Source organism: Arthrobacter sp. YA7-1, assembly GCF_025960325.1.
Classification (GTDB): Bacteria; Actinomycetota; Actinomycetes; order Actinomycetales; family Micrococcaceae; genus Arthrobacter; species Arthrobacter bambusae_A.
Genome location: NZ_CP110114.1, coordinates 2682642 through 2709033 on the forward strand (window position 1 = coordinate 2682642; position 26392 = coordinate 2709033).

The 26392-nt window shown below is 64.8% G+C and carries 23 protein-coding genes and 2 tRNA genes; 6 read left to right on the forward strand and 19 right to left on the reverse strand.

Annotated features, from left to right (window positions below; genetic code table 11):
- Positions 1-59: 59 nt before the first annotated feature.
- The 7 genes from ftsY to coaD all read right to left on the reverse strand — a co-directional run bounded on the left by ftsY (position 60) and on the right by coaD (position 8107).
- A complete protein-coding gene (gene ftsY / locus OIT41_RS12595; protein WP_264636546.1) occupies positions 60-1283 on the reverse strand; it encodes a signal recognition particle-docking protein FtsY in 1224 nt (407 codons plus the stop codon).
- A 20-nt stretch (positions 1284-1303) separates the two neighbouring features.
- Positions 1304-4897, reverse strand: coding sequence for a chromosome segregation protein SMC (gene smc / locus OIT41_RS12600; protein WP_264636547.1), 3594 nt, complete (start codon positions 4895-4897; stop codon positions 1304-1306).
- Positions 4898-5003: 106 nt separating this feature from the next.
- The gene (mutM, locus tag OIT41_RS12605) at positions 5004-5969 is read right to left on the reverse strand and encodes a bifunctional DNA-formamidopyrimidine glycosylase/DNA-(apurinic or apyrimidinic site) lyase (protein WP_264636548.1); all 966 of its coding nucleotides are present in this window, start codon (positions 5967-5969) and stop codon (positions 5004-5006) included.
- A 6-nt stretch (positions 5970-5975) separates the two neighbouring features.
- The gene (gene rnc, locus OIT41_RS12610; RefSeq protein ID WP_264636549.1) at positions 5976-6689 is read right to left on the reverse strand and encodes a ribonuclease III; all 714 of its coding nucleotides are present in this window, start codon (positions 6687-6689) and stop codon (positions 5976-5978) included.
- A gap of 22 nt (positions 6690-6711) precedes the next feature.
- Positions 6712-6915 carry a 50S ribosomal protein L32 gene (gene rpmF / locus OIT41_RS12615; RefSeq protein ID WP_028264646.1) on the reverse strand — a complete coding sequence of 68 codons (204 nt, stop codon included), beginning with the start codon at positions 6913-6915 and terminating at the stop codon, positions 6712-6714.
- A gap of 32 nt (positions 6916-6947) precedes the next feature.
- The gene (locus OIT41_RS12620; protein ID WP_264636550.1) at positions 6948-7475 is read right to left on the reverse strand and encodes a YceD family protein; all 528 of its coding nucleotides are present in this window, start codon (positions 7473-7475) and stop codon (positions 6948-6950) included.
- Positions 7476-7621: 146 nt separating this feature from the next.
- Positions 7622-8107 carry a pantetheine-phosphate adenylyltransferase gene (gene coaD / locus OIT41_RS12625; protein WP_059387664.1) on the reverse strand — a complete coding sequence of 162 codons (486 nt, stop codon included), beginning with the start codon at positions 8105-8107 and terminating at the stop codon, positions 7622-7624.
- A 46-nt stretch (positions 8108-8153) separates the two neighbouring features.
- Between coaD and OIT41_RS12630 the strand changes: the two genes are divergently transcribed.
- Positions 8154-9443: an aminotransferase class I/II-fold pyridoxal phosphate-dependent enzyme gene (locus tag OIT41_RS12630; RefSeq protein ID WP_264636551.1), complete on the forward strand. Its 1290-nt coding sequence runs from the start codon at positions 8154-8156 to the stop codon at positions 9441-9443.
- A 2-nt stretch (positions 9444-9445) separates the two neighbouring features.
- The gene (locus tag OIT41_RS12635) at positions 9446-10234 is read left to right on the forward strand and encodes a spermidine synthase (RefSeq protein ID WP_264636552.1); all 789 of its coding nucleotides are present in this window, start codon (positions 9446-9448) and stop codon (positions 10232-10234) included.
- 40 nt (positions 10235-10274) lie between these two features.
- Here the strand turns inward: OIT41_RS12635 and rsmD are convergent, their stop codons facing one another.
- From rsmD to thiL, 4 genes are read right to left on the reverse strand one after another with little or no spacing between them, the layout of a single operon-like run.
- Positions 10275-10841, reverse strand: a complete 567-nt coding sequence (gene rsmD, locus OIT41_RS12640; protein ID WP_264636553.1) for a 16S rRNA (guanine(966)-N(2))-methyltransferase RsmD — start codon at positions 10839-10841, stop codon at positions 10275-10277.
- Positions 10842-10892: 51 nt separating this feature from the next.
- On the reverse strand, positions 10893-13172 hold the full coding sequence (locus OIT41_RS12645; RefSeq protein WP_264636554.1) for an ATP-dependent DNA helicase RecG: 2280 nt from the start codon (positions 13170-13172) through the stop codon (positions 10893-10895).
- The gene (locus OIT41_RS12650) at positions 13162-14199 is read right to left on the reverse strand and encodes a DAK2 domain-containing protein (RefSeq protein WP_264636555.1); all 1038 of its coding nucleotides are present in this window, start codon (positions 14197-14199) and stop codon (positions 13162-13164) included. The genes OIT41_RS12645 and OIT41_RS12650 overlap by 11 nt, the downstream gene beginning before the upstream one ends.
- A gap of 22 nt (positions 14200-14221) precedes the next feature.
- On the reverse strand, positions 14222-15235 hold the full coding sequence (thiL, locus tag OIT41_RS12655) for a thiamine-phosphate kinase (protein WP_241707485.1): 1014 nt from the start codon (positions 15233-15235) through the stop codon (positions 14222-14224).
- Positions 15236-15332: 97 nt separating this feature from the next.
- Between thiL and OIT41_RS12660 the strand changes: the two genes are divergently transcribed.
- Entirely contained in the window at positions 15333-15848 is a 516-nt protein-coding gene (locus OIT41_RS12660; RefSeq protein WP_241707484.1) for a DUF3515 family protein, read from the forward strand.
- A gap of 38 nt (positions 15849-15886) precedes the next feature.
- On the opposite strand, the gene OIT41_RS12665 is transcribed toward OIT41_RS12660, so the two are convergent.
- The 6 genes from OIT41_RS12665 to leuC form a co-directional block, all read right to left on the reverse strand.
- Positions 15887-17008 carry a D-alanine--D-alanine ligase family protein gene (locus OIT41_RS12665; protein ID WP_264637958.1) on the reverse strand — a complete coding sequence of 374 codons (1122 nt, stop codon included), beginning with the start codon at positions 17006-17008 and terminating at the stop codon, positions 15887-15889.
- 71 nt (positions 17009-17079) lie between these two features.
- Positions 17080-18132 (reverse strand): NAD(P)H-dependent glycerol-3-phosphate dehydrogenase, encoded by a 1053-nt coding sequence (locus OIT41_RS12670; protein ID WP_264636556.1) that lies wholly within the window; start codon positions 18130-18132, stop codon positions 17080-17082.
- Positions 18129-18905 (reverse strand): lysophospholipid acyltransferase family protein, encoded by a 777-nt coding sequence (locus tag OIT41_RS12675; RefSeq protein ID WP_264636557.1) that lies wholly within the window; start codon positions 18903-18905, stop codon positions 18129-18131. Before OIT41_RS12675 ends, OIT41_RS12670 begins: the two co-directional genes overlap by 4 nt.
- 11 nt (positions 18906-18916) lie before the next feature.
- Positions 18917-20242 (reverse strand): UDP-N-acetylglucosamine 1-carboxyvinyltransferase, encoded by a 1326-nt coding sequence (gene murA, locus OIT41_RS12680; protein WP_059387657.1) that lies wholly within the window; start codon positions 20240-20242, stop codon positions 18917-18919.
- Positions 20243-20593: 351 nt separating this feature from the next.
- Complete coding sequence (leuD, locus tag OIT41_RS12685; RefSeq protein WP_078108589.1) at positions 20594-21196, reverse strand: 3-isopropylmalate dehydratase small subunit; 603 nt, start codon at positions 21194-21196, stop codon at positions 20594-20596.
- Between the two features lie 10 nt (positions 21197-21206).
- Positions 21207-22661 carry a 3-isopropylmalate dehydratase large subunit gene (gene leuC / locus OIT41_RS12690; RefSeq protein WP_264636558.1) on the reverse strand — a complete coding sequence of 485 codons (1455 nt, stop codon included), beginning with the start codon at positions 22659-22661 and terminating at the stop codon, positions 21207-21209.
- Positions 22662-22773: 112 nt separating this feature from the next.
- Between leuC and OIT41_RS12695 the strand changes: the two genes are divergently transcribed.
- The gene (locus OIT41_RS12695; protein ID WP_028264661.1) at positions 22774-23493 is read left to right on the forward strand and encodes an IclR family transcriptional regulator; all 720 of its coding nucleotides are present in this window, start codon (positions 22774-22776) and stop codon (positions 23491-23493) included.
- 69 nt (positions 23494-23562) lie between these two features.
- Positions 23563-24126: a DUF1697 domain-containing protein gene (locus OIT41_RS12700; protein ID WP_264636559.1), complete on the forward strand. Its 564-nt coding sequence runs from the start codon at positions 23563-23565 to the stop codon at positions 24124-24126.
- A gap of 176 nt (positions 24127-24302) precedes the next feature.
- Here OIT41_RS12700 and OIT41_RS12705 read toward each other — a convergent pair.
- Together OIT41_RS12705 and OIT41_RS12710 are read right to left on the reverse strand one after the other, a co-directional pair.
- Positions 24303-24378: transfer RNA gene (locus OIT41_RS12705), tRNA-Glu, on the reverse strand.
- 140 nt (positions 24379-24518) lie between these two features.
- Positions 24519-24590 (reverse strand) — tRNA-Gln (locus tag OIT41_RS12710).
- A gap of 331 nt (positions 24591-24921) precedes the next feature.
- Between OIT41_RS12710 and OIT41_RS12715 the strand changes: the two genes are divergently transcribed.
- The gene (locus tag OIT41_RS12715; RefSeq protein WP_264636560.1) at positions 24922-26385 is read left to right on the forward strand and encodes a hypothetical protein; all 1464 of its coding nucleotides are present in this window, start codon (positions 24922-24924) and stop codon (positions 26383-26385) included.
- Positions 26386-26392 lie beyond the last annotated feature (7 nt).

Sequence of the window (26392 nt, forward strand, 5' to 3'; positions counted from 1 at the left end):
TGATGTCGTTTTCAGGCCTGAAAACGACATCAACTGCTAGTCAGTTGGGCTGGAGGCGGCTAGTTGAGCAGCGCGTCGACGAAGGCTTCGGGCTCGAACGGCGCGAGGTCGTCCGGGCCCTCGCCGAGGCCGACCAGCTTGACCGGAACGCCGAGGGCCCGTTGGATCGCGACGACGATCCCGCCCTTCGCGGTGCCGTCGAGCTTCGTGAGCACGATTCCCGTGATGTTGACTACCTCGGAAAAGACCTTGGCCTGGTTCAGTCCGTTCTGGCCGGTGGTCGCGTCCAGTACCAGAAGGACTTCGTCCACTTCGGCCAGCTTCTCGATGACGCGCTTGACCTTGCTGAGCTCGTCCATGAGGCCGACCTTGTTCTGCAAGCGACCGGCGGTGTCGATCATCACGACGTCGACTTCCTGCTCGATGCCGGACTTGACGGCTTCGTAGGCGACGGAGGCCGGGTCCGCGCCGACGACGTGCGACCTGACGGTTGCGACGCCGACCCGCTGGCCCCACGTGGCGAGCTGCTCCGCGGCCGCGGCGCGGAAGGTATCCGCTGCGCCCAGCAGGACGTCCTTGTCTTCGGCCACGAGAACACGCGCCAGCTTGCCGACGGTGGTGGTCTTGCCCACCCCGTTGACGCCGACGACGATCATGATGGCCGGGTGGGCTCCCTTGCGTTCCACGTTCAAACTGCGGTCCATCGTGGGGTCCACCAGCTTGATGAGTTCCTCGCGCAGGAGGGCCTTGACGTCCTCCGGGCTGCGTGTGCCCTGGACCTTGACCCGTGCACGGAGGGCATCGACCAGCTGCATGGTGGGCTCGGTGCCGAGGTCGGCGAGGAGCAGTGTTTCTTCGACTTCGTCCCAGACGTTTTCGTCGATCTTGTCGCTCGAAAGCAGGGCCAGGAGACCCTTGCCGAGAATGCTGTTGGATTTGACCAGTCGCGCGCGAAGCCGGTTGAGGCGGCCCTCGACAGGCGCGGGGGTCTCCACCTGGATAAGCTCCAGGCCGGCTGCGTCGTCCGGAACGTCGGTCCCTGGTACGGCAAGGTCGGCAGGTTCGACGACGGGAGCGGGCGCCGTGCGGTCCGGCGCGGCCCCGGGGGCGTCGTCGACGATCGTTCCGCCGCCTGCCGCCGCCTTGTCAGCGGGGTCGTTGGCGTCGCGCGTTCCAGCGTAAGTCGAGGAGGACTTCCGCGCCTTGAGCAGGACAGGAATCAGCCCTCCGACCACCACGATGGCAGCGACAATGGACAAAATAATGGGGAGGAGATCGTTCACTCCCCTAGCTTCTCACAAAGCTAGACCTCGGCACCGAGCCTCTGGCTGATGACGGTGGACACGCCGTCGCCCCGCATTGTCACTCCGTAGAGGGCGTCCGCGACTTCCATGGTCCGCTTCTGGTGCGTAATGACAATCAACTGGCTGGACTCCCGCAGCTCTTCGAAAATCGTGATGAGCCTGCCCAGGTTCGTGTCGTCCAGTGCGGCCTCCACTTCGTCCATGACGTAGAAAGGCGAAGGCCGCGCCTTGAAAATCGCCACGAGCAAGGCGACGGCTGTCAGCGACCGTTCGCCGCCGGAAAGCAGGGACAATCGCTTGATCTTCTTGCCCGCGGGCCGTGCCTCCACCTCGATGCCGGTGGTCAGCATGTCGTCGGGGTCCGTCAGCACCAATTTGCCTTCCCCGCCGGGGAAGAGCCGGGCAAAGACGTGGTCGAACTGCTTGGAGGTATCGGCGAAGGCCTCGGCGAAGACCTGCTGGACGCGGTTGTCCACTTCCTTGATGATGTCCAGGAGGTCTTTGCGGCTCGACTTGAGGTCTTCCAACTGCGTGCTCAGGAATTGGTGCCGTTCCTCGAGTGCCGCAAATTCCTCAAGCGCCAACGGGTTCACCTTGCCAAGGGCTGCGAGGTCCCGTTCGGCCCTGCGGAGCCGTTTCTCCTGCTCGGCACGGACAAAGGGAACACCCTCCACGATGGCGTTCCCGTCCTCGTCAACGGGCGCCCGGAGTTCGGCCCACTTGTCGACCGAAGCCGCCGGCACGGGAACCGGCTGCTCCGGACCGAAATCGGCCACGAGTTGTTCCGCTGACAGGCCGAGCTCCTCAATGGCGCGCGTTTCCAAAGCTTCAATCCGGAGCCTTTGCTGGGCCCGGGCGAGTTCGTCGCGGTGGACCGAATCCGTCAGCCCGGCCAGTTCCTGGGCCAATTTCTCGTTGCTGCTCCGGACATCAACGAGTTCCTTTTCGAGCTGCTCCCGGACGCCCTCGGCGAGATCGCGGTCGCGGGCTGCCAGGTCCACTGAAACGTCAACGAACCGTATGGCCTGTTCGACGGCGGAAGCGACGGCAGAGGCCCGCTCGGCTTGCGCTTTGCGGCGCATTGCCCGGCGCGCCGCCTCCTCGCGAGCCCGCCGTTCGCTCGCTGCAGCCCGTTCGAGGGATGCAGCCCGGTTGCTGGTTGCGGCGAGCTGTTCCTCGGCGCTCCGCAACCCGAGCCTGACTTCCATCTCCCGGGACCGGGCATCACTAGCGGCCCTGGCCAAGGCATCGCGGTGCTCCGTGGAAGGCTCTTCCTCCTGCGGGGCCTCTTGTGCCGCGGCCAGCCGCTCGGCCGCAAGCTCAAGGGATTCCTCTGCCACGGCGATGTTCAGTTCGGCCTTGGCCAGGGACTCGGCCATTCGATCGCGTTCCGCGACGGCGCTGCGTAATTGGGAATTCAAATGGCCAAGCCGTTCCGCGACGGCAGCCAGGCGGGCATCCGAATCGTGAAGTTTGTCGAGCGCCGCGTTCGCACGTTCCTGGGCATCGGCACGGCGGGCTTCGGCTCCAGCCAGGGCGAACCTGCCCCGTTCAAGACGGGTGGTGAGCTCCAGGAGCCGGGTGTCGGCGTCGTCCACTGCGGCCTGGACCTCAAGAAGGGACGGCGCCGTGGCCGATCCGCCGTCCACCGTCAGGGCCCTGAAGACGTCGCCTTCGAGGGTCACCGCGGTAAGCTCCGGGTTGCCGGCAATGAGGCTTGCCGCCGCGCGCAAGTCCTCGACGACGGCGGTGCGCGCCAGGAGGGTCAGCGCACCAACCGCTTCCGTAGCGTCCGTCGCCACCAGCTCGGCGGCCCAGCGCACACCGTCGGGCAGCGTCGGCAATTCCTGCTGGCCGGACCCTGTATCCGCGGCGCTTACCGCGCCTGCCACCAAAAGCGACGCACGCCCGGCGTCGGCGTCCTTCAACAGCTGCATCGCGGCGACGGCCCCCGGGCCGTCGGCCACCACGACCGCGTCCGAAGCACTGCCAAGCGCTGCGGCAACGGCGGTCTCGTACCCGGGCTCCACCGTCACGAAGGAAGCAAGCGAACCCAGGATGCCGGGGTGGTCCGAGGACAGAAGACGCGAAGAGCCATCCTTGCGGTTGAGGCCAAGCTGCAATGCATCACGGCGGGCGGTGAGCGCATCGCGTTCGCGGACTTCGTCGCGCTCGGCAGCTTTCAACGCTTCGATCTCGGCGTTGATTTCGTCAAGAAGGGCGCTTGCGTCCTCGTATTCGGCGTCGAGGCTTTCTTCGCCGTCTTCAACGCCGGCCACTTGGGACTCAAGGGCCGTGAACTCGCTTTGCGCGTGGCGACGCCGCTCTTCACCGGCTGCCAGCGAGTCCCTGAGCCTGCCCCGCTCAGCCTCGGCCGCTTCGGCCCGGGAGCGTGCTGCAGCCAACTGGCCGACGAGTTTCGCAAGGCCCTCACGGCGATCGGCTGCCGCCCGCAGCACTGCTGTCAGGCGTTTGTCCTCGGCCGCGGCCAGGTGCTCGGCTTCCTGTTTGGCTGCCGTGGCCTCGAGGAGCCCCGCTTGCTTCGCCAGGATGTCGTGCTCCAGCTCCGACTGTTCCTGCCGGACCCGGGCTGCCTGCCGGTCCAGGTGGTCCGGGTCGCGGCCTGAATCCGGGGCAACATCGGAGGCACCGAGGAGGCGGCGGCGTTCGGTAGCGAGTGATCCGAGGGCGCGAAGCCGGTCCCTCGCAGCGGACAGCTGGTACCAGTTGTCCCTGGCGGCGTTGAGCCTGGGTGTGGCCTCAGCCGCGAGTTGCTCAAGGCGGATCTGGCGTTGGCGGCCTGCGCCGAGCTCCGATTCGACTACCTCGCGGCGCTCTTTCAACGCAGCTTCGTCGGCCACGTCCTTCTCCAGCGCCCGGGTGAGCTGGACAAGATCATCGGCCAACAGCCTGGATTTTGCGTCGCGGACATCGAACTGCACGGTCTGGGCGCGGCGGGCGACTTCGGCCTGTTTGCCCAGCGGCGTCAGTTGACGGCGGATTTCCGCCGTGAGGTCGCCAAGGCGCTGCAGGTTCGCCTGCATGGCCTCCAGCTTGCGGACGGTCTTTTCCTTGCGGCGCCGGTGCTTGAGGATGCCGGCGGCTTCCTCAATGAATCCCCTGCGGTCCTCGGGCGTGGCGTGCAGGACACGGTCCAGCTGCCCCTGCCCCACGATCACATGCATTTCCCTGCCGAGCCCTGAATCGGAGAGAAGTTCCTGGATGTCCAGGAGGCGGCATGGCGCGCCGTTGATGGCGTACTCGGAGCCGCCGGTCCGGAACAGTGTGCGGGAAATGGTGACTTCGCTGTATTCGATCGGCAGGGCGCCGTCGGCGTTGTCGATCGTCAGCGCAACGTGTGCCCTGCCCAGAGGGGGCCGCCCCGAGGTGCCGGCGAAGATGACGTCTTCCATTTTGCCGCCGCGCAGGGTCTTGGCGCCTTGTTCGCCCATGACCCAGGCCAGCGCGTCAACCACATTGGACTTGCCCGAACCGTTGGGGCCGACAACGGCGGTGACGCCCGGCTCGAAGTCGAACGTCGTGGCCGACGCGAACGACTTGAATCCCCGGACAGTCAAACTTTTCAGATGCAAGGTGTTTCGGATCACTTTCAATGGCGGAAGTGGCTGCTTTACGGCCTAAATCTACTGCCCGACGGCGGAAATCCGCGGATTTGCGGGGCAAACCCGCGAATCCTTGCTACCAGCGGCCGTTGCGCGGCTTCGGCTGGCAGATCGGGCACGTGTACGAGGAGCGGTTCATGAATTGCTCGCGTTTGATGACACCCGGAAGTCCGGCTGCGGAACAACGCCTGCACGGCTCGCCCGCCCGGCCATAGGCATCCAGGGACCGGGCGAAATATCCCGAAGCTCCGTTGACATTGACGTAGAGCGAATCGAAGCTCGTCCCGCCGGCGGCGAGGGCGTCGCTCATGACGTCCTTGGCGGCGTCGACGAGCCTCAGCGCATCGGCCCGCTTGAGGGTATCAGTCGGTTTGGCGTAGTGGAGCCTGGCCCGCCAGAGGGATTCATCGGCGTAGATGTTGCCTATCCCCGAGATGACACCCTGGTCCAACAAGGCCCGCTTGAGCCCGGTCTTGCGGGATTTGACCTTGCGGTAGAAGTCATCAAAGGAAAAGTGCGGATCCAAAGGATCGCGGGCGATGTGCGAGGCTTCTTCGGCAATTTCCGGAAGGGGGGTCTCGCCCTGGCCGCCGGGACCGCCGTCGGGCGTCGGTACAAGCGAGGTGACAAAGAGTCCGCCGAAGATCCGCTGGTCCACAAACCGCAGCTGCTCAGGCATGCCGTCCGCACTGCTGAGGCGGAGACGGACTTTGAGGTGCTTCTCATCGGGAACCCCCGGATCCTGCATGAGGAGCTGCCCGCTCATGCCGAGGTGCGCCATCAGCGCCACTCCGGGAAGCGCTTCGGGGGTACTTGCTGTGCCGCCGGGTTCCTCGGTCCGCAGGGGCATCCACAGGAACTTGCCGCGGCGGACGACGTCCAAAACCGTGGAGTTCTCAAGGTTGCCGATAAAGTCTTCCGTGCCCAACGCGTGGCGGCGGATCGAGCGGGCGTCCAGTACCTCCACCCCAGTGATCGTCCGGCCGCGCACCCAACGTGCCAGGCCGCGGCGGACCACTTCGACTTCGGGCAGTTCCGGCATGTGGAATCAGGCGCTGTGCGCAGGATCAGCCGGAGCGTCGGCTTTGCTGTTCAGCGTGCGCCACGCGTCTGCGGCGGCTTCCTGCTCGGCTTCCTTCTTGGAGTGGCCGGCGCCTTTGCCGTAGGGGGTGCCGCCGATCTGGAGGACGGCTTCGAAGGTGCGGGCGTGGTCCGGACCGGAGCCTTCGACGGCATAGTAGATGGACCCGAGCTGACGGCTGGCGGCAAGCTCCTGCATGCTGGTCTTCCAGTCGGTGCCGGCCCCAAGGGCCGCGGCGTCCTTGAGCAAGGGACCAACGAGCCGCATGACGAGCTGCCGGGCGGTCTCAATGTCGTTGGAAAGATAGGTGGCGCCGATGAGCGCTTCCATGGTGTCGGCAAGAATTGACGATTTGTTCTTACCGTCGGTGAGCCTCTCGCCCTGCCCGAGGTAGATGAATTCGCCGATGCCGAGATCCCGGCCGATACCTGCGAGGGCGCGGGTGCTGACGACGGCGGAGCGTCGCTTCGCCAGTTCGCCTTCCGGGAGTGCAGGGTTGTCGCGGTACAGCGAATCGGTCACGGAAAAGCCCAGGATGGAGTCGCCCAGGAATTCGAGGCGCTCATTGGTGGGAATCCCGCCGTTTTCATACGCGTATGAACGATGTGTCAGAGCAAGACGAAGCGTCTCGGCGTCAATGGAGACACCGAGACGCTTCAGAAGCTCTTCAGTTGAAGACATCCTTGTCAGCCTTGTGGCGGATTTAGACGTCTGCGACCTTGCGGCCCTTGTATTCAAGGAACAGCGCAGTCCCGGCGGAGTCGGTGACGACCTTTGCCTGGTGCGGCAGGCTGTAAACAACCTGGCCGTTTTCGATGGTCTTGACCAAGTTGGGGGCAGTTGCCTTCCACTGGGCACGGCGGGCGCGTGTATTTGCGCGAGACATTTTCCGCTTGGGAACAGCCACGGCTATCTCATTTCTCTTTTAGTCAGCACTTACTAATCAGTTTGCCGGTCGGTCTTAGCCAGTTCAGCTAGGGCAGCCCAGCGAGGATCCAGGTCCTCGTGGTGGTGCCCCGGCTCGTCTTCCAGACGCACTCCGCATATTGAGCAGAGGCCCTGGCAGTCTTCCCGGCACACCGGCTGGAACGGCAGCATGGTTACAACCGCGTCCCGCAACACCGGTTCAAGATCGATTAGATCGTGCTCGACTCGACGTTGCTCTTCATCGTCTTCTTCGTCCGAAAGCTCCACGCCCTCATAGAAGAAAAGTTCTTGCACATTGACCTCAAGGTCATACGCAAGGGGATCCAGGCATCGTCCGCATTCGCCCTTGACTTCAGCGAATACGGTTCCAGATACCAGAATTCCTTCGTGTACGGCCTCAAGCCTCAGGTCGAGCTCGATATCCGAGCCTTCCTGAACGCCAATGAGTGCCACGCCAAGGTCACTTGGCGCGGGTACATGTTCCGTGAGCGTCCGCATGCTTCCTGGACTACGTCCGAGGTCCTTGACCTCCAGCGTCAAAGGCGAACTTGCATCTCGCTTAATGAGAACTCCTGTAGAACATATGACCGACGTACCATCTTAGCCTGAACGCGTGAACGGACTCAAACCGGGTCAATTGCAACGCGTTCTGCCCGAGGTACCGATCCAGCTTACCCGTTGTGCGGCTACTCCGCAGCCGACCCGCCAGCGAGGAGCCTCCTGAGCACCGATTTCGGCACGAAATCGGAGACATCGCCGCCGAGGAGGGAGATTTCCTTGATGAGCGTGGACGACAAGTGCAAGTAGTGGGCCTCCGCCGGAAGGAAGACAGTCTCGACGCCGGACAACTGGCGGTTCATGGTGGCCATGGGAAGTTCGTAGTCAAAATCCGAGGACGAACGCAGGCCCTTCACAATCGCCGAAATTCCCCGGTGCCTGCAGTATTCGGCGAGCAGTCCCTCACCCATGGGCTCCACGATGATCCCCCGCAAGGAAGCCAGTGTCTCCCGGGCCATGTCCATGCGCTCTTCCAGGCTGAAGCGGTACTTCTTGGCGTAGTTGGTGGACACCGCAACGACGACTTCATCGAACAAGCCGGCGGCCCTCGCGATGACTTCCAAATGTCCGTTGTGGATGGGGTCGAAGGAGCCAGGGCACACAGCGCGTCTCATGGTTCGAACCTACCCCATCCGGGGCCGCAGGCACTATGGCGATACCATGGCTGGAACGGCGGGCCGGAGGAGCCGGAAGCCAGCACCCCAGGAAGGCAGCCCCACAGTGACGAGCCCGGCCTCTCTCAGCCAGAACACGTCCGCCGCGCCTTGGCAGCGAGCCGCCAGCGGAGCCAACCTGCTTTCGGCCGACGGCAGCCTCGGAGTGACCATCTTCGAAGAAATGACCACCTTGGCACTGTCCACCGGCGCCATCAACCTGGGACAGGGATTCCCGGACGAGGACGGCCCCGCGGAGATCAAGGCAGCGGCCCTAGCAGCGATTACGGCGGGAGCCAACCAGTACGCGCCCGGCAAAGGCATCCCTGAACTCCGCGAAGCCGTCGCTGCACACCAGGAACGCTTCTACGGACTCACCCCGGACCCGCAGACCGAGGTCATCGTGACCACCGGGGCCACTGAAGCCATCGCCGCGTCACTGCTCGCATTCATCGAACCGGGCGACGAGGTCCTCACCTTCGAGCCCTTCTACGACTCCTACGGCGCCATCATCGGGCTTGCCGGGGCCAAGCACGTGACCGCTCCCCTGCTGGCACCGGACTTCCTTCCGGACATCGATGCCATGGAATCCGCATTCAGTGAACGCACCAAGGTTGTCCTCCTCAACAACCCGCACAATCCCACGGGCGCGGTCTTCCCTCGCGAGGTGCTGGAACGCGTCGTTGAGCTCGCCCGGAAATACGACGCCGTGATCCTCAGCGACGAAGTCTACGAGCACCTCACCTTCGGCGTGCAGCACCTTCCGATCGCCGGCATCCCCGGAGCGGCCGAGCGAAGCGTCACGATTTCCTCGGCCGGCAAGACCTTCTCTTTCACCGGTTGGAAGATCGGATGGCTCAGCGGACCTGCCCATCTGGTAGCGGCGATCCGCACCGTCAAACAATTCCTCAGCTACAGTTCCGGCACCCCCTTCCAAAGTGCGATTGCTGTAGGCCTCGCCTTGCCCGATGAGTTCTACGCCGGCATCGCGTCCGCCCTCCAGCACAAGCGGGACATCCTGGCCGAGGGACTACGGGCCGCCGGCTTCGGCGTCTACACTCCGCAGGGAACATACTTCATCAACGTGGACACCGCGCCCCTCGGCATCAGCGACTCAGTGGACCTGGCACGAAGGCTGCCGGAGCTCGTCGGAGTGGCGGCCATTCCTGTTCCGGTGTTTTGCCACCCGGAAGGCGCGGAGAGGACGCGCAGCCTGCTCCGATTCGCGTTCTGCAAGAAGACCGAAGTACTGGAAGAAGCCGCCGCCAGACTGGCCACCCTGCGGGACAAGCTTTGACCATGTCCGCCGGGCAAATCCACGAGGGGCGGCGTTTCCTCCGGACCACCGGCCAACATGCCGCGATCGAAACCGACACCTTGATCGACGGCGCCTACATCCTGCGCATCGGGGACGCAGAACAATCCCATGTCAATCTCGCGGAACCGGCGGAAATCTTCTACGAGTACCTCCGCAGGATCGGCCATGTGGTGGATCTCGCAGCGCCAGCCGGGCAAGCCATCACCGCCCTGCACCTCGGAGCGGGGGCCTTGACCCTGGCCCGCTACATCGAGGCGACAAGGCCCGGTTCGGAACAGCACGCCGTCGAGCTCGAACGTGAATTGCTCGACTTCGTGCTGCAGAAGTTGCCCATGCCCGACGGCACCCGTTTGGAGACCCATATCGGCGACGCGCGGGAAGCCCTCGCCGAGATGCCCGCGGAACTCGAGTTCGACGTCGTGATCCTGGACATCTTCTCCGGTCCGGAGGCTCCTGGGCATATCGCCTGCCAGGAGTTCTACGAAGAGGCCGCGGCGCGGCTCCGGCCCGAGGGAGTGCTCATCGTCAACGTCGGCGACGAAGCGGCCCTGACCCTGGTACGCAGCCAGGTCGCCGCGATGCGCAGGGCGATGCCCGACGTTGCTGCGTTCGCCGAGAGCGGCATGTTCGCCGGCCGCTACCCCGGCAACATCATCCTGGTGGGAACGCGCCGGCCCTGGCCCGCCGAGTGGACAGCGGAACTCCTGGCCCGGGGGCCGCACCCGGCAGCCGTGCTGAGCGGAGTGGAGTTGGACCGGATTTCCAGCTAGCGCCGCCTATCGGGCCAGCGCCGGACCTGCCGGCACTGCGCTAGACGGGTTCGGCGAACCAGAGCTTGGTTTCGCCGTACTTCTTGTCGGCAAACCGTTCCAAGGTGTCCGGCCAGTCCGGTTCCGGAGACCGTGAGGAACGCTCGACGACGACCACCGCACCTTCATCAAGGTGGAAGGCGAGCTTGGCGAGGACTGCCTTCAGGGAAGGTTCATCCAAGGGATAGGGCGGATCCAGGAACACGAGGTCCCAGAGGACGTCATCCGCCGCGCGTTCCAGGAAGGACTCCACTTTGGAACGAATGACGGAGACAATCCTGCGTCCCAGGACCTGGTTGGCCATGTTTGCGTTCCGCTGGCAGACCTCGGAGGCGCGTGCATCAGATTCCACGAGTTCGGCAGAGCGCGCGCCTCGGCTGGCACTTTCGATGCCGAGCGAACCCGAACCCGCATAAAGATCCAGAACCCGGGCATCGTCGATGGCGTCGAGCGCCTCGAGCCGCGAGAACAAGGCTTCCTTGACGCGGTCCGTCGTGGGCCTGGTGGCGTTTCCGGGGACGCTGACCAGCGGGTTGCCACCGACCACGCCGGCAATGATCCTGCTCATCGGCCAACCCCTGGGGCTGCGCACACCGCGGCGCCTTCCGGAATGGACTCCTTAGCCGCGTTCAAGGAACGCCTCCTTTTCGGGGTTCAGATATTCGTCAATTGCGGCGGCCAGGGCCTGCTGGCCCTCGAGCCCGGGATCGTTGGCAACGAGCCCCTGGGCATCCGTGCGGGCGCGGGCGATCACGTCCTCATGCTCCAGGACCCGCAACAGTTTAAGCGTGGAGCGCCCGCCGGATTGCGAGGCGCCAAGGATGTCTCCCTCGCGCCGCAGCTTGAGGTCTTCCTGGGAAAGTTCGAAGCCGTCGGTAGTGGACGCTACGGCGTCAAGGCGCCTGCGGCTGGGGTGGCCGGGTTCGAGCGTCGTGACCAGCAGGCATGTGCCCGGAAGACCGCCGCGGCCCACCCTCCCGCGGAGCTGGTGGAGTTGGGAAATGCCGAAGCGGTCGGCATCAAGGATCACCATCAGCGTGGCGTTGTGGACGTCCACGCCCACCTCGATGACGGTGGTGGACACCAGCAACTGGGTCTGGTTGGCGGTGAACGAGGCCATGGTTTCGGACTTGAGCGCCGAATCCTGCCGTCCGTGAAGGGGCTCCACCCGGACGCCGCGCAGGACCGGCTCCTGGCCGAGAGTTTCGACGACGGCGGTCACCGAAGCGAGCTCGCGCGCCGGGCCTTCGTCCGAAAGTCCGGCGTCGCTTGGTTCCGCTTCGCCCGGGCTGAAGTCGCCGTCGTCGTCGTCTCCGATCTTGGGACAAACAACGTACACCTGGTGACCGGCGTCGATTTCTTCCCGCGAGCGTTTCCAGATCCTGGCCGCCCAGCCCGGATTCTCCGCGAGTCCGACGACGTGGGTGGAGATGGGTGCCCGGCCCGCTGGAAGTTCGTCGAGCACGGACGTCTCAAGGTCGCCGAAGACGGTCATGGCAACCGTGCGCGGGATCGGGGTGGCAGTCATCACCAGGAGGTGCGGCGGCCGGTTGGCCTTGGCCCGCAGGGCGTCGCGCTGCTCCACCCCGAAGCGGTGCTGCTCATCCACCACAATCAGGCCGAGGTCCTGGAATGAGGTCTTGTCGCTCAACAGTGCGTGGGTGCCGATCACGATGCCGGCGTTGCCCGAGGCCGCGTCCAGCATGGCCTGCTTGCGGGCAGCCGGCGGCATGGAGCCCGTCAGCAAGGCGACCTGGACCGACCCGGGGCCGCTCCCCGCCCCGCCGTCCAACGATCCGGCGCCACCCAGCATCCCGGCGCCGCCGAACAACCCGTCGCGCGCCAGCGGGCCCAGGGTCCTCCGAATGGAATCGAAGTGCTGGGCCGCGAGGACCTCCGTGGGTGCCAGCAGTGCAGCCTGTCCGCCGGCGTCCACCACTTGCAGCATGGCCCGCAAGGCCACGATCGTTTTTCCGGAACCGACCTCGCCCTGAAGCAGGCGGTTCATGGGCGAGTCCTGTGCCAGCTCGTGGGAAAGCGTCTTTCCCACGGCGGCCTGGCCGGCAGTCAGCGTGAACGGAAGCTGCCGGTCGAAGGCGGCAAGGAGCCCTTCGGGCAACGGCCGCCGGGCGGTGGCCTCCTCGGCAGCCAACTGGGCCCGGCGCCGCGCCAGCGCAGCCTGCAGGACGAGTGCCTCTTGGTAGCGGAAACGGTCACGGGCACGCTGCCAGTCCGCTGCCGTTTCCGGGGAATGGATCAGCCGGTACGCCTCCCCCACCGCCAGGAACTTCTCCCGGGACCCGATTTCGGCAGGCAGCGGATCCTCGATGCTGTCCACGTCGATGGTGTCCAGCAGCGTCGTGATGACCTTGTGGATGGACCAACTGGTGAGTTTCGCGGTGGCTGGATAAACGGGAATGGGCATGGCAGCCAGCTTTTCCGGATCGACGGAACCGCCCAGCTCCGGGTCCTCGTCGAGGAGCATGAAGTCCGGATTGGTCATGCCCAGGGATCCGCCGTAGCGGCTCACCTTGCCTGAGAACATCACGCGGCGCCCCGGCTGCAGCTCGCTGCGGGCGCGGAAGCCGTTGAAGAAACTGATCTTCAATGTTCCGGGGATCTGTTCGCCGCTGGCCTCGTCCGTGACCACGACGTCCGTCAACGATCCCCGGCGCGCCCGCATTTGCCGGGTTGAGTTGGACAGGACCCTGGCAATGAGGGTGGCCTCTTCATCCAACGGCAGTTTACTGATGGGCGTCAGTTCCCCACGGTTCAAGTAACGGCGGGGAAAGTAGTTCAGCAGCTCCCCGACAGTGTCCAGGCCAAGGTGCTTCCCGATGACGGACGCGGAGCGTTTGCCGATCCGCCGCTCGAGGGGAAGGTGGAGCTCAGTATTCATGCCCGTGCTGGCCCGCCGGAAGCCCTGGGTCGCGCGGCATCGAGAGCTGGCTGACGGAGATGTCGGTGGGGTCGCCGAGTGAGCGGATGACGGCCACAGCGGCTTCAGCGTCCGGAACGTGAACGTGCACGCGCCAGCGGTAGCTGGCTTCCGCAGCGTCCTCATCGTCATCGTCGTCGTCCCCGGCACCGTTCGATCCCGACGGGTTGCTCGCGCTGCCCACTTGGCTCATGATGACGGAGTCGCCGAGTTCGTCCAATCGCTGACGGAGCGTGGCAGCGGACAATGGTGAAAGGCTGATGGTGCACATGACTTCGACGCCGTCGTCGGCAGGCATCCCGGCGTGGATATGCGGATCCTGGAGGTCATAGCCGTGCAGCCCGTCCAGGAGCTCATCCTGGAGTTCCTCGCCGAGCACGGCCGAACGGAGGCAGTCCAGGATCAGCAACATGCCCACCCCGCCCGCGTCCACTACCCGGGCGGCGTGCAGCGTGGCGAGTTGGTCCTCGGTTTGCACCACCGCATCCAGCGCGGCGTTGACGGCGGCGTCGAGGGCCAGGCCGAGCGCCTGGTTGCTGTCATCCCCGTTGTGCGCGGTATCCCATTCGCCGGCTGCCCTCGCGGCAGCTTCGAGGACGGAAAGCATGGTGCCCGGTACAGGCTCGCTCAAGGCCGACCAAGCCCGGATCTGGGCCCGGTTCAAGGCGGCGGCAAGCAGCGGCGCACTAAGGCGCGTGTGCCCTGCCAGCGGCTCGGCCAGTGCGCACAAGAAGACGGCAAAGAGTGTCCCGGAGTTCCCCCGGGCCTGTTCCATGGCCGCCCGCCCCGCCGCGGCCAGAACGACGCCGACGTCGTTGACCGGCTCGTCCGCGGTGGAACGATCAGAGAAAGCTGCGGCAGCGGCGCGGACGGTGAGGTAGAGGTTGGTTCCGGTGTCGCCGTCTGCCACCGGGAAGATGTTGATGGCGTTGAGACGGTCGCTGTGGTTCCCGAGCGTCGTCTCAGCTTTGCCAAGCCACCGCTTCATGGCGTGCGTATTGGCGGCAATCTTAGTCTGCAAAGTGATCCCATCCCGCGGTGTCAGCGGGCATTCCCGCTATCCGGACGCCGCTGTGCTGTCCTTCGGCAACGGCCTGGATCGAGCCTATCGCAGTGAAGCCGGAAGGTAGCTGAACATTTGCTGGAAATGTCGCCAGCAGTCCATGGTCCTCTCCGCCACCCAGGACCCATTCCATGGGATCGAGGCCAAGGGGAGCCGAGGCGGCTTCCAACGGAGTGGCGAGGGCCTTGAGCGCGATGGGGTCGAGGTCGAGGACGACGCCGCTGGCTACGGCGAGGCGGCCGGCGTCGCGCAGGAGCCCGTCTGAGACATCCATCATGGCGGTTGCGCCTGCCTTGGCACCCAGCGGTCCTGCGGCGAGGGGCGGCTGCGGCCGGCACTGGCTGTCCATGAGTGCGCGCTGGGCAGCGTTCAGCTGGCCTACGGGTATGGTGCTTTCGAGGAGGGCAAGTCCCGCTGCAGCTCGTCCAACAGTTCCGGCAAGGGCCAGGGTGTCACCGGGACGGGCCCCGGAGCGGAGGACGGCGGGCAGCCCATGCATCGTCCCGACGACGGCGACGGTCACCGCGATTTCGCGGCCACGGCCGAGGTCTCCCCCGGCGACTGAACAATCGGGTGCCCCCAGTCCGACGATGCCGGCCGTCAGGCCATCGGCGAAGTCCTCGACCCACAGGACCGGAGTTCCGGGCGGCATGGTCAGGCTGACGACGAGGGATACGGCAGTGCCGCCCATCGCGTTGATGTCGCTAAGATTCTGTGCCGCCGACTTCCAGCCGACGTCATACCCGGTGGTCCGGTATCCGTTGTTCCATTCCAGCCGGAAGTCCTGGTCCTGGGTCTGGGTGTCGATGGAAATCAGGGTCCGGCCGTCCGGGGCAGCGACGACGGCGGCGTCGTCGCCCGGCCCGAGCAGCACGCTGCTGCTGTGCTTCAGTCGCGGAAAGATGCGTGCGAGGAGCTCCCCTTCGGAGAGCTCACCGACAGTCTGTTGTTCTATGGACACAGCTCTACGCTATCGCGAACCGCCGACATCAAAGGGCTGTCCGCTGGCGCCCGCTGCTCCGATCCTCGGTTTGCCGCAGCCGCGATAGGCTTGATCAATGCAACAAACGAAAGCCGCTGTGTACGTTCGCGTCCTCTGTTCATTGACAGCCGCGGCGGTTTCGGTCCTCAGCCTTGCAGCCTGCTCCCCCGTGGTCGACGTCCAGCCCGCGGCCGATGCCGCGAATGCCGCCTGCGCGCCCATGATGGTGGCGCTCCCGGATACGATCGGCGATGCCGCGCTGCGGAAGACCAATAGCCAGGCCACGGCGGCATGGGGCGACCCGTCGGTGCTGATTCTGCGTTGCGGGGTCAATGTGCCCGGCCCCACCACGGACCGCTGCGTCACCGTGAACGACGTCGACTGGGTCATCAAGGAAGGCAACCCGGCATGGACCCTGACCACCTATGGTCGCGAGCCCGCCACGGAGATCCTCATGGACCCGAACAAGATCAGCTCCGCCACGGTCCTTGCGGACCTTGCACCGGCGGCGTCGAAGATCAAGGCCGTCCGCAAGTGCGTCGGCCAGCCTGAGCTGCTGCAGAACCTGCCCACCGGCGCCCCCGGCAAGTAGCAGGCGTGCCGCAGCAGGCTGTCAGCGACAGCCTGCTGTCAGCGCAGGCCGGTTTTGCGGTTGAGCGCCAGGTAGATGAGCTCGTCGATCAACTCGGCGTAGCCAAGCCCGGAGGCCGCCCACATTTGCGGATACATGCTCTTCGGGGTGAATCCGGGCATCGTATTGATTTCGTTGATGATGAGTTCGCCGTCCGGCGTGTAGAAAAAGTCCACGCGGCTGAGGCCTTCTGCACCGACAGCGTCGAAGGCAGCCGCAGCGAGCTCACGGACGCGTGCAATGGCCTCGGCGGGAATATCGGCCGGGCAGCTCAGGGCTGCGGCGCCGTCCTCCACATATTTGGCGTTGAAGTCGTAGAACTCGTGTTCGCCTGGAGCTACGGCGATCTCCCCGGGCATGGAGGTTCGCGGGACCGCGGTGCCTCGTCCTTCCAGGACGGCGCACTCGATTTCGCGGCCCACAATGCCGGCCTCGATCACGAGCTTGAGGTCGTGCCTCCGTGCCTCGTCGATGGCGGCATCCAATTCGTCCATCGAGTCAACCTTGGAGATCCCCATCGAGGAACCGGCCCGGGCGGGCTTCACGAACACGGGAAAGCCGAGGCGGTCAACACGCTTGCGCACGGCTTCGGCGTCATTGATCCAATCACGGTCAGTGACTGCCACATACGGCCCCACCGTAAGGCCGGCGGCCTCGAAAACGACCTTCATGAAATGCTTGTCCATGCCGACGGCGGATGCCAGCACTCCGGCTCCCACATAGCGGGTGTCGGAAAGCTCCAAAAGACCCTGGATGGTGCCGTCCTCGCCCCAGGGCCCGTGCAGGAGCGGAAACACGACGTCCACGGAACCAAGTTCCTCAGGCACTGCGTTCGGCGCCGTGACGATCAATTGGTGGGCTCCACCCACCTCGGCGAGGGCGACGGTCTTCCCCGAAGGAGGCACCTCAGGCAACGCCGTTGCGCTCAGCGACCACTGGCTGATGTCAGCGGAGGGGATCACCCACTGGCCCGACTTGGCAATACCGATGGGGACGACGTCGTACTTGTCTTTGTCGATGGCGCCCATGACGCCGGCCGCCGTCACGCAACTGACTGCGTGTTCACTGGACCGACCGCCAAAGAGCACGGCGACGCGGGGCCGCCGGGGAGCGGCCGGCATCGTCGACTCGGCAGTTCCGGTGGAAGCGGCAGTCTCGGCAGTTCCGGCAGACAGGGATTCTTCGGTCACAGTCAGTAATCGCCTTCGGACTTCAGGGAGCGGGCCAGGAGTCTGGGCCCAAGTTCATCAACGGACAGTTTGCCTTCGAGGACGGCTACCACGGCCGCGGTGATCGGCATGTCGACGCCGAGTTTTCCGGCTAGTTCGTAGACAGCGTACCCGGATTTGATGCCTTCCGCCGTCTGGGTCATGCGCTCGGTGACCTGTTCCAGCGTCAAACCTTCGCCGAGCAAGCGTCCTGCCGTATGGTTCCTGGACAAGGGCGAAGAGCAGGTGGCAACCAGGTCTCCGAGCCCGGCGAGGCCAGCAATGGTGCGTGCCTCGCCACCGAGGGCAAGCGCCAACCGGGAGGTTTCCGCAAGGCCGCGAGTGATCACGGATGCCTTGGTATTGTCGCCCATTTGCTTGCCTTCGCAGATGCCGACGGCGAGGGCGATCACGTTTTTCACGATTCCCCCGATTTCGACGCCGACCACGTCGTTGCTCGTGTAGGGGCGGAAGTACGGCGCGGTGCAGTAGAGCGCGAATGATGCGGCCGTTGTTTCGTCGCTGCACGCCACCACGGAGGCCGTGGGTTCCCGGCGCGCGATCTCCATTGCCAGGTTGGGGCCTGAAACGACGGCGACCCGTTCCTGCGGAATGTCGAGTTCCTCGGAAATCACTTGGCTCATGCGGGAATCGGTACCGAGTTCAAGGCCCTTCATGAGGGAAACGACCACGGCGCCGGGAGCCACGAGTGGTTTCCATTTGCGCAGTTGAAGCCGAAGCGACTGCGCCGGCACGGCCAGAATCACGAGCCCGGCGCCCGCAAGGACCTCGGCCACATCCGTGGAGGCCGTGATGGAATCGGGCAGCGCAATGTCCTTCAAGTACTGGGCGTTACGGTGCTCCGTGTTGATCTGGGCAACCACTTCGTCCCGCCGGCCCCAAATCCGGATGATCCGCTCCGCACCGGTGGCTATCGCAGCATCCGCCAGGACTTTCGCGAACGTGGTACCCCAGGATCCCGCGCCAAGCACGGCGACAACACCGTTATCGCCTATGAGTTCTTCCCCGGAGGTCACTTCTGTCCGTCCGTGGCGTCGGCGCCCGAGGTTCCTTCAGTCGCTTGGAAGCGACCGTGCTTCGACTGGTTGTGGGCGGCAGGGTCCCAGCGTTCCTTGGGCGGTTCTTCCCCGCGCAAGGTTGCAAGGAGCTCCGTGATGGCGTCCATGACGACGTCCGTAGCCTCAACCAGGGTGGCCCGATCCAGCGGTCGGCCTTCGAAAGCGCTGAGATCAACCGGATCGCCGACCAGGATGCGGGAAGTCTTCCGTGGGAAGACATGCAGGCGCTTGGCGTAACGGGGGAACACCTCTTGGGCACCCCAATGGGCGATGGGAACCACGGGAGCACCGGTCTGGAGCGCCAGGCGCGCCGCTCCCGTGTGACCCTTCATCGGCCACAAATCAGGATCGCGCGTCAGCGTGCCCTCAGGGTAAATGATGATGGCACCGCCGGCATCCACCACTTCCTGGGCGGCTTGCAACGAACGGTTCGCCCCCGCCGTCGAGCGCTCCACGGGAATCTGGTTCGCAGCGCGCAAAAGGCTACCCAGGACGGGGACCTTGAAGAGGCCGGATTTCGCGAGGAAATGCGGTGGACGCTTCATGTTGTAGAGCATGTGCCCCACCACAATCGGGTCGATTTCGGTGCAGTGGTTCGGGGCCGCAATGAAGCCACGCGCGGGGAGCTTTTCGGTCCCCTCCCACTTCTTTGCCATGAGGATGTTCATGAGCGGTCGCGCAACTCCCGCAAGAACAGCGAACATGGCACGGCTCTGGGCCGATTCCTTCAAGGTATCCCCCGTTACTTGGATTCGGTGAGGTCGAAATCGGCGCCCAGCCCGGCAAGTTTTTCAGTGAAACGCTCGTAGCCGCGGTTGATGATGTCGATCCCGGTCACCCTGGACGTACCGGTCGCGGCAAGCGCCGCAATAAGGTGGCTGAATCCGCCACGGAGGTCGGGAATGTCAATGTCGGTGCCCCGCAGCGGAGTAGGTCCCGAGACGACGGCGGAATGCAGGAAATTGCGCTGGCCGAAGCGGCATGGCACGCTTCCAAGGCATTCGCGGTGGACCTGGATGGTTGCGCCCATGCGGGTCAGCGCGTCGGTGAAGCCGAAACGGTTCTCGTACACGGTTTCGTGGACGATCGATACGCCTTCAGCCTGCGTCAAGGCGACCACGAGTGGTTGTTGCCAATCGGTCATGAAGCCCGGGTGCACGTCCGTTTCAAGGACGAGGGGGCTCAGCTTTCCGCCGGGGTGGTAGAAGCGGATGCCGTCCTCGCGGATGTCCATGCCGCCGCCCACCTTGCGGTAGGTGTTGAGGAAAGTCATCATGTCCCGCTGGGAAGCACCTTCAACAAAGATGTCTCCACGCGTCACCAAGGCGGCGGAAGCCCACGACGCCGATTCATTGCGGTCTGCCAGGGCGCGGTGGTCGTAGCCGCCCAGGTCGCGGACGCCCTCGATCCGGATGGTGCGATCGGTCTGGACGCTGATGATGGCGCCCATCTTCTGGAGCACCGCGATGAGGTCGATGATTTCCGGTTCGGTGGCGGCACCGCTGAGTTCGGTGATGCCCTCTGCCCGCGTGGCGCTCAGCAGGACTTGCTCCGTAGCTCCCACCGACGGGTACGGGAGGGAGATCTTCGCGCCATGGAGGCCCTTGGGAGCGGAGATGTGGATGCCGCCCGGGCGCTTTTCGACGACGGCGCCAAACTGGCGGAGCACGTTCAAGTGGTAGTCGATCGGCCGGTCGCCGATCTTGCAGCCGCCGAGATCGGGAATGAATGCTTCGCCGATGGCATGGATCAACGGACCGCACAGCAGGATCGGGATGCGGGAGTCGCCGGCGTGTGCGTCGATAGCGGTGCTGGACGCAGTCTTCGCATTCTTGGGGTCCAGAGTGAGATCGCCGGTGACGGGATCCTTCTGGACAGTCACGCCATGAAGCTGCAACAGGCTGGTGACGACCTCCACGTCCTTGATCTCCGGAACGTTCCTCAACACCGAGGGTTCGTTGCCGAGGAGGGAAGCCACCATGGCCTTGGGAACAAGGTTCTTGGCACCTCTGACGGTGACGCGGCCGGTCAAGGGGACGCCGCCGCGGATTGTCAGAACACTACTCATCTATACCGGTTTCCTCACGAGTTGATGCCCCCACACTTACGAAGGCTCCAGCTAAGCATAAAAGCTGACGTTACCGATTCGAAATGGAGGGGCGTGGCGAAGGCGGGTTTGCTGGTGCTGAAGGGGACGGAATCGGCATTGCATGGCGGACTTTTCCACATACGACGACGGCGGGCTGGCCTTTCCGCGACGCGGGGTCACTTAGGGCCCATGCTGCCGCGCGGCATGGGCCCTAAGTGACCCCGCGTTCGTGCCCGGCGAACCGGAGTGCCACGCACACGAAAAGGACCGGCGCACCCGTTCCTTCGGGTGCGCCGGTCCTTTCACGGCGCAGAAGCTCGTTGATGCGAGCTACTGGATTCGCGCGGGGAGGGTTTTCGGCTTGAAGGAAGGCCTCGTGGCCTCGTAGGCCGTGATGTCTTCCTCGTGCTGGAGCGTCAGCCCGATGTCATCCAGGCCCTCGAGGAGGCGCCAACGGGTGTAGTCATCGATCTCGAAGGGTGCCACGACGTTACCGCACTCAACCGTCTTGGACACGAGGTCCACCTTGACTTCGGTGCCGGGCGCGTTTTCGAGGACCTTCCAGATGAGCTCGATGTCGTCCTGGGCAAGCTCGGCCGCCAAGAGCCCTTGCTTTCCCGAGTTGCCGCGGAAAATATCCGCGAACCGGGAAGACAATACAGCTTTGAACCCGTAGTCCTTCAATGCCCAGACCGCGTGCTCGCGGGACGAACCGGTACCGAAATCGGGTCCCGCCACAAGCACGGAGCCCGCGTTGAAGGGTTCCTGGTTCAGGATGAAGGACGGGTCTTTGCGCCACGCCGAGAACAGGGCGTCTTCGAAACCGGTACGCGTGATCCGCTTCAGGTAGACCGCTGGAATGATCTGGTCGGTGTCAACATTGCTCTGGCGCAGCGGGACACCGATGCCGGTGTGGGTGGTGAACTTTTCCATGGGGATCCTCCTAGGCGGCGTCGGTGGTGGTGGATGCGGAAACAGAGGCGGGCTCCAGGTCCGAAGGCGAGCTCAGCGTTCCGCGTACTGCCGTGGCTGCGGCGACGACCGGCGAAACCAGGTGGGTGCGGCCGCCCTTGCCCTGGCGTCCTTCGAAGTTGCGGTTCGAGGTGGACGCGCAGCGCTCCCCCGGTTCCAGCTGGTCCGGATTCATGCCCAGGCACATGGAGCAGCCGGCGAAGCGCCATTCAGCGCCGAATTCCTTGAACACCTTGTCCAGGCCCTCGGCTTCGGCTTCCAGGCGGACACGAGCCGAACCGGGAACCACCAGCATCCGGACCTTCGGGTCCTTTTCCCGTCCGCGGATGACGTCGGCCGCGGCACGGAGGTCCTCGATGCGGGAGTTGGTGCAGGAGCCCAGGAAGACCGTGTCCACCCGGATGTCCTTCATGGGCGTGCCGGCTTCGAGACCCATATACTGCAGGGCCCGTTCCGCGGCCAGCTTGGCGTTCTCGTCACCGAAGTCCGCGGGGAAGGGCACGGCTTCGTTGAGCGAAATCCCCTGGCCCGGGTTGGTCCCCCAGGTCACGAACGGCTCCAAGGTATCGGCGTCGAGGTCCACCTCGACATCGAAAGCGGCGTCATCGTCAGTGTGCAGCGTGTTCCAGTATTCGACGGCGGCATCCCACTCCTCGCCCTGCGGGGCGTGCGGGCGGCCGTACATGTAGTCGTACGTCGTCTGGTCCGGAGCCACCAGTCCGGCGCGGGCGCCGGCCTCGATGGACATGTTGCAGATGGTCATGCGGGCATCCATGGAGAGGGCCCGGACGGCCGAGCCGCGGTACTCCAGGACGTAGCCCTGGCCGCCGCCGGTGCCGATCTTGGCGATGACTGCCAGGATGATGTCCTTTGCCGACACGCCTGGGCGCAGGGTGCCTTCAACGTTGATGGCCATGGTCTTGAACGGCTTGAGGGACAGCGTCTGGGTGGCCATGACGTGTTCCACCTCGGAGGTGCCGATGCCCATCGCGAGTGCCCCGAAGGCACCGTGGGTCGAGGTGTGCGAATCCCCGCAGACAACCGTCATGCCGGGCTGGGTGAGGCCCAGCTGCGGGCCGACAACATGCACAATGCCCTGCTCGGCGTCGCCGAGCGAGTGCAGGCGGACTCCGAACTCCTTGCAGTTGTTGCGCAGGGTCTGGATCTGCGTCCGGCTGGTCAGGTCGGCGATCGGCTTGTCGATGTCCAGGGTCGGCGTGTTGTGGTCCTCCGTGGCGATGGTGAGGTCGGGGCGGCGCAGGGGGCGTCCGGCGAGGCGCAAGCCCTCGAAGGCCTGCGGGGAGGTCACCTCATGCACGAGGTGCAGGTCGATGAACAGAAGATCGGGCTGGGCGTTGGCTCCTTCGCCTTCGCCCTTGCGCACCACGTGCGCATCCCAAACTTTCTCGGCCAGTGTCTTTCCCACGGCCTGCTCCCTTCACTGCGGTTGGCTTGACTACTTCCACTGAACATCAGCGATCCGAACTGCGCCAGTGAAACAACTTGCATCTCAGATATTGAGACGGCAATATCATTACATGGACAATTCTAGTGGAGTCGGCGTCATCGATAAAGCAGCCCAAGTACTCGACGCACTTGAGGCGGGGCCAACCACCTTGGCTCAACTTGTGGCAGCAACGGGACTGGCCCGCCCCACCGTGCACCGGCTGGCGCTGGCGCTCGTCCACCACCGCCTCGTGAGCCGCGATATCCAAGGACGCTTCGTCCTCGGCAGCCGTCTTGTCGAGCTTGCCTCGGCAGCCGGCGAGGACCGGCTCATCGCTTCCGCCGGCCCTGTCCTGATCCAATTGAGGGACGCCACGGGCGAAAGCGCCCAGATCTTCCGCCGCCAGGGCGACTGGCGCGTCTGCGTCGCTTCGGCGGAACGCCCGATCGGCCTGCGCGACACCATTCCCGTGGGCACCCAGCTCTCCATGAAGGCCGGCTCCGCCGCCCAGATCCTGTTGGCGTGGGAAGACCACGACCGCCTCCTGGACGGACTCCAGAACGCCCGCTTTACGCCCACCGTCCTGGCGGGAGTACGACGCCGGGGCTGGGCCCAGAGCCTCGGTGAACGCGAGCCTGGCGTCGCCTCGGTGTCCGCACCCGTGCGCGGCCCTTCCGGCCGCGTCATTGCCGCGGTATCCATCTCCGGCCCCATCGAGCGCCTGACCCGTCAGCCCGGAAGACTCCACGCCGAAGTCGTCTGCAACGCCGCCCGGGTATTGACCGAAGCCCTGCGTAAAAACAACGACTAGCCGCGTCCCGATTCCCGACTGCTTCGCCGTGGCGCCCCTCTCGTCGAGGGGCGCATGTAGGGTAGGCGCATGGACAGCTTTGCCGTGTTCCTGCGCGGGATCAACGTGGGCGGGATCAACATCAAAATGGCCGACCTCAAAGCGGCCCTCGCGGCGTATCCCTTCAATGAGGTCAAGACCCTGCTGGCCAGTGGCAACGCGGTACTCAAGAGCGAGCTCGACGCCGCGGGAGTCAAGGAGCAGTTTGAGAAGTGCCTGAGGGAAGCCTTTGGCTACGACGCCTGGGTGGTGGTCCTGACCGCCGAAAGGGTCGCCGAACTAGTCGAAGCCTGCCCCTACCCGGCCGACGACAAAGCCACGCACAGCTACATCACCCTCGCCTCTGACACTGCCATGTTGGATGAACTATTCGACGCCGGCACGGCTCTCGGGGCACCAGGGCACGGCGGCGTCGAGCATGTCCGGCTGGGTCCCGAGGCCTCGGCATGGCTCGCCCCGGCGGGAGGCACCCTGGATAGCCCCTTCAGCAAGCTCGCCGCCAAGGCGCGTTATAAAGCGAGCACCACCACCCGGAACCTGCGCACGCTCATCAAAGTCAGGGACGCCGCGGAAGCCCTCCAAAAGACCACCTGAGCGCCACCCGTACGGCGTTCCCTCTTTTGAGCCGGAAAAGCGTTTGTGACACGGCGAATCGCGGCACCCCTGGACTTTCGCGCAGCAAGCAAGGGGAGAAAGGTACGGCGTCCGACGTTCCATCCAACCGACACAAAGAAAAATCCCCCGGAACCTGTTGGTTCCGGGGGATTCATTGGTGACCCCAGCGGGATTCGAACCCGCGTTACCGCCGTGAGAGGGCAGCGTACTAGGCCGCTATACGATGGGGCCTTGCACTGTGTTTTACCGCTTTGTGAATTCCGCTTCCGGTATTCAAGCTGAATGAGTATTTCACACATTCAGCCTTGTTTCAAATCGGCAAACCGATGAGAAACTCCGAATTCCCGCACAAATATGCGGATTATTCAGAGCTGGGATACCAGGACTCGAACCTAGAATGACGGTACCAGAAACCGTAGTGTTGCCAATTACACCATATCCCATTGGCACTTTTAGGCCGGATTCGATGGCTTAAACCTTCGCTCCGTGCCCCTCAGCACGAGTAGTTACTTTACCCGAGACTTTCGATGCACACAAATCGAGCACCCAGGTGCGAGGCCGGCCCGGCCCTATCCCGAGCGAACGGACGAACCGGGAAAAACCCTTGCAATCGACCGGATCCTAGGTTTACTCTCGGTAAGTTACCAATCGGTAACCAACGCCACGCACTTGTTTCGTGGCACAGCTCCAGGCCGGAACGCCTGTTGGCTGCGTCACATGGGGGGATCCCCGGCAGCAGTGCCGCTGCCGGGAAGTCATCGAGAGGAATTGCCCATGACACCGAACCCTGCCAATGCCACCAGAACACGAAGCCGTGCCCAGATCGTCGCCATCGCCGTACTCGCACTTCTGCTCATAGCCCTCCTCGGCTTCTATACCTTGGTCATCGGGAAGATCGCGGCAGGGTCGGCGCAGCTCGATGACGGTGCCGCACAGGCCTCTGCCGGCGCCGGCCAGCTAAAAGACGGCGCAGCGAGGCTTGCAGGCGGAGCTGCGGAAGCCGGGACAGGTGCGGCGAAGCTGGCGGATGGCGCCTCAAAAGTCCAGAACGGAATCCAGGGCAAGCTGGCCCCTGGAGCCCAGCAGCTAAAGGACGGAGCAGACAAACTCGCTACAGGTGCCGTGAAAATCCAGAATGACGTCAACGCCAAGCTTGCGCCGGGGGTCTACAAAGTGGACGACGGCGCGCAGAAGCTCGCAGCCGGTGCCGTGCAACTTTCCGCGGCGCTGACTCCGACGCCCGGCGGCAACGCTGAGAACAATCTCGGCGACGGCGCCACTCAACTGAACAACGGCGCGAACCAGCTCAACAACGGAGCCGCCCAGCTCGACGCCGGTGCTGCGCAACTCGACGCGGGCGCCTCCAGGCTCGCTGCGGGCACCGATCAGCTCAAAGGTTACCCCGGAGCCGGCGACGACCCCACCAAGGGAACGGGCTCCGCCGCGTTGGCCCAAGGGCTACAGCAGCTCGCCGACGCCGCCAACGGCATCCAGGGCGTGGTGCCGCTGGCAGCGCTGAAGGCCCAGATCAATGCACTCAACGATGGCGCACACCGCCTTGACGCGGGAGCTTCGCAATTGCAGGCCGGCGCGGGCCAGCTTTCGGCCGGAGCGACCCAACTGCATGACGGCACCGGCCGGCTTGCCGACGGCACGGGGAAGCTGGCCGCAGGGACCGGCAAGCTGACGGCCGGTTTCGCCACTCTCGCCCAGAAGCTCAACAGCCAGGATCCAGCGTCCCCGGGCGTTGTCCTGGGAACCCAAATGCTCGCCGATGGGACTGCAAAGATCCGTGTGGGGATGGACGGCGTACCGGGCGACCCCGAGCATCCGGGTCTCCTCAAGGCCACCGCCAGCATGACGGACGGAACGTCACGCTTGGCTGCGGGCACTGACTCGTTGATGACGGGAATCAAGGGCAGCCCCGCGGATCCCTCCTCCCCCGGCCTCCTGGACGGGTCCACTGCGTTGGCAGCGGGTGCCTCCAAGTTGTCGGATGGAAATGCCAAACTGGCGGCGGGCTCGGCCCAGTTGTCCACCGGCGCCAACAAACTCGCGGATGGAAATGCGCGAATCGCGGCGGGCACCACGGAACTCCATCAGGGAGCTGCGGCGGTATCGCCGTCGAGCATGACCGAGAAATCGGAAACCGGTACGGCGCTCGGGCTTGTGGGCGTCCTGGGGGCGGGTTCCGTCGGGGCGTTCGTTTTCCTGCGCAAGTTCCGGCTGGCCGGGTAGCGGAAGC

Bases quoted from the DNA above. Each gene is read 5' to 3' on its own strand.
- OIT41_RS12650 (WP_264636555.1), bottom strand. From the start codon at position 14,199: ATGAAGCGGTGGCTTGGCAAAGCTGAGACGACGCTCGGGAACCACAGC.
- OIT41_RS12700 (WP_264636559.1), top strand. From the start codon at position 23,563: ATGGACAGCTTTGCCGTGTTCCTGCGCGGGATCAACGTGGGCGGGATC.
- OIT41_RS12695 (WP_028264661.1), top strand. From the start codon at position 22,774: ATGGACAATTCTAGTGGAGTCGGCGTCATCGATAAAGCAGCCCAAGTA.
- rsmD (WP_264636553.1), bottom strand. From the start codon at position 10,841: ATGAGCAGGATCATTGCCGGCGTGGTCGGTGGCAACCCGCTGGTCAGC.
- OIT41_RS12635 (WP_264636552.1), top strand. From the start codon at position 9,446: ATGTCCGCCGGGCAAATCCACGAGGGGCGGCGTTTCCTCCGGACCACC.
- rnc (WP_264636549.1), bottom strand. From the start codon at position 6,689: ATGTCTTCAACTGAAGAGCTTCTGAAGCGTCTCGGTGTCTCCATTGAC.
- coaD (WP_059387664.1), bottom strand. From the start codon at position 8,107: ATGAGACGCGCTGTGTGCCCTGGCTCCTTCGACCCCATCCACAACGGA.
- OIT41_RS12715 (WP_264636560.1), top strand. From the start codon at position 24,922: ATGACACCGAACCCTGCCAATGCCACCAGAACACGAAGCCGTGCCCAG.
- murA (WP_059387657.1), bottom strand. From the start codon at position 20,242: ATGAGTAGTGTTCTGACAATCCGCGGCGGCGTCCCCTTGACCGGCCGC.
- OIT41_RS12630 (WP_264636551.1), top strand. From the start codon at position 8,154: ATGGCTGGAACGGCGGGCCGGAGGAGCCGGAAGCCAGCACCCCAGGAA.
- OIT41_RS12665 (WP_264637958.1), bottom strand. From the start codon at position 17,008: ATGCCGGCCGCTCCCCGGCGGCCCCGCGTCGCCGTGCTCTTTGGCGGT.
- mutM (WP_264636548.1), bottom strand. From the start codon at position 5,969: ATGCCGGAACTGCCCGAAGTCGAAGTGGTCCGCCGCGGCCTGGCACGT.
- OIT41_RS12645 (WP_264636554.1), bottom strand. From the start codon at position 13,172: ATGAATACTGAGCTCCACCTTCCCCTCGAGCGGCGGATCGGCAAACGC.
- OIT41_RS12660 (WP_241707484.1), top strand. From the start codon at position 15,333: ATGCAACAAACGAAAGCCGCTGTGTACGTTCGCGTCCTCTGTTCATTG.
- leuD (WP_078108589.1), bottom strand. From the start codon at position 21,196: ATGGAAAAGTTCACCACCCACACCGGCATCGGTGTCCCGCTGCGCCAG.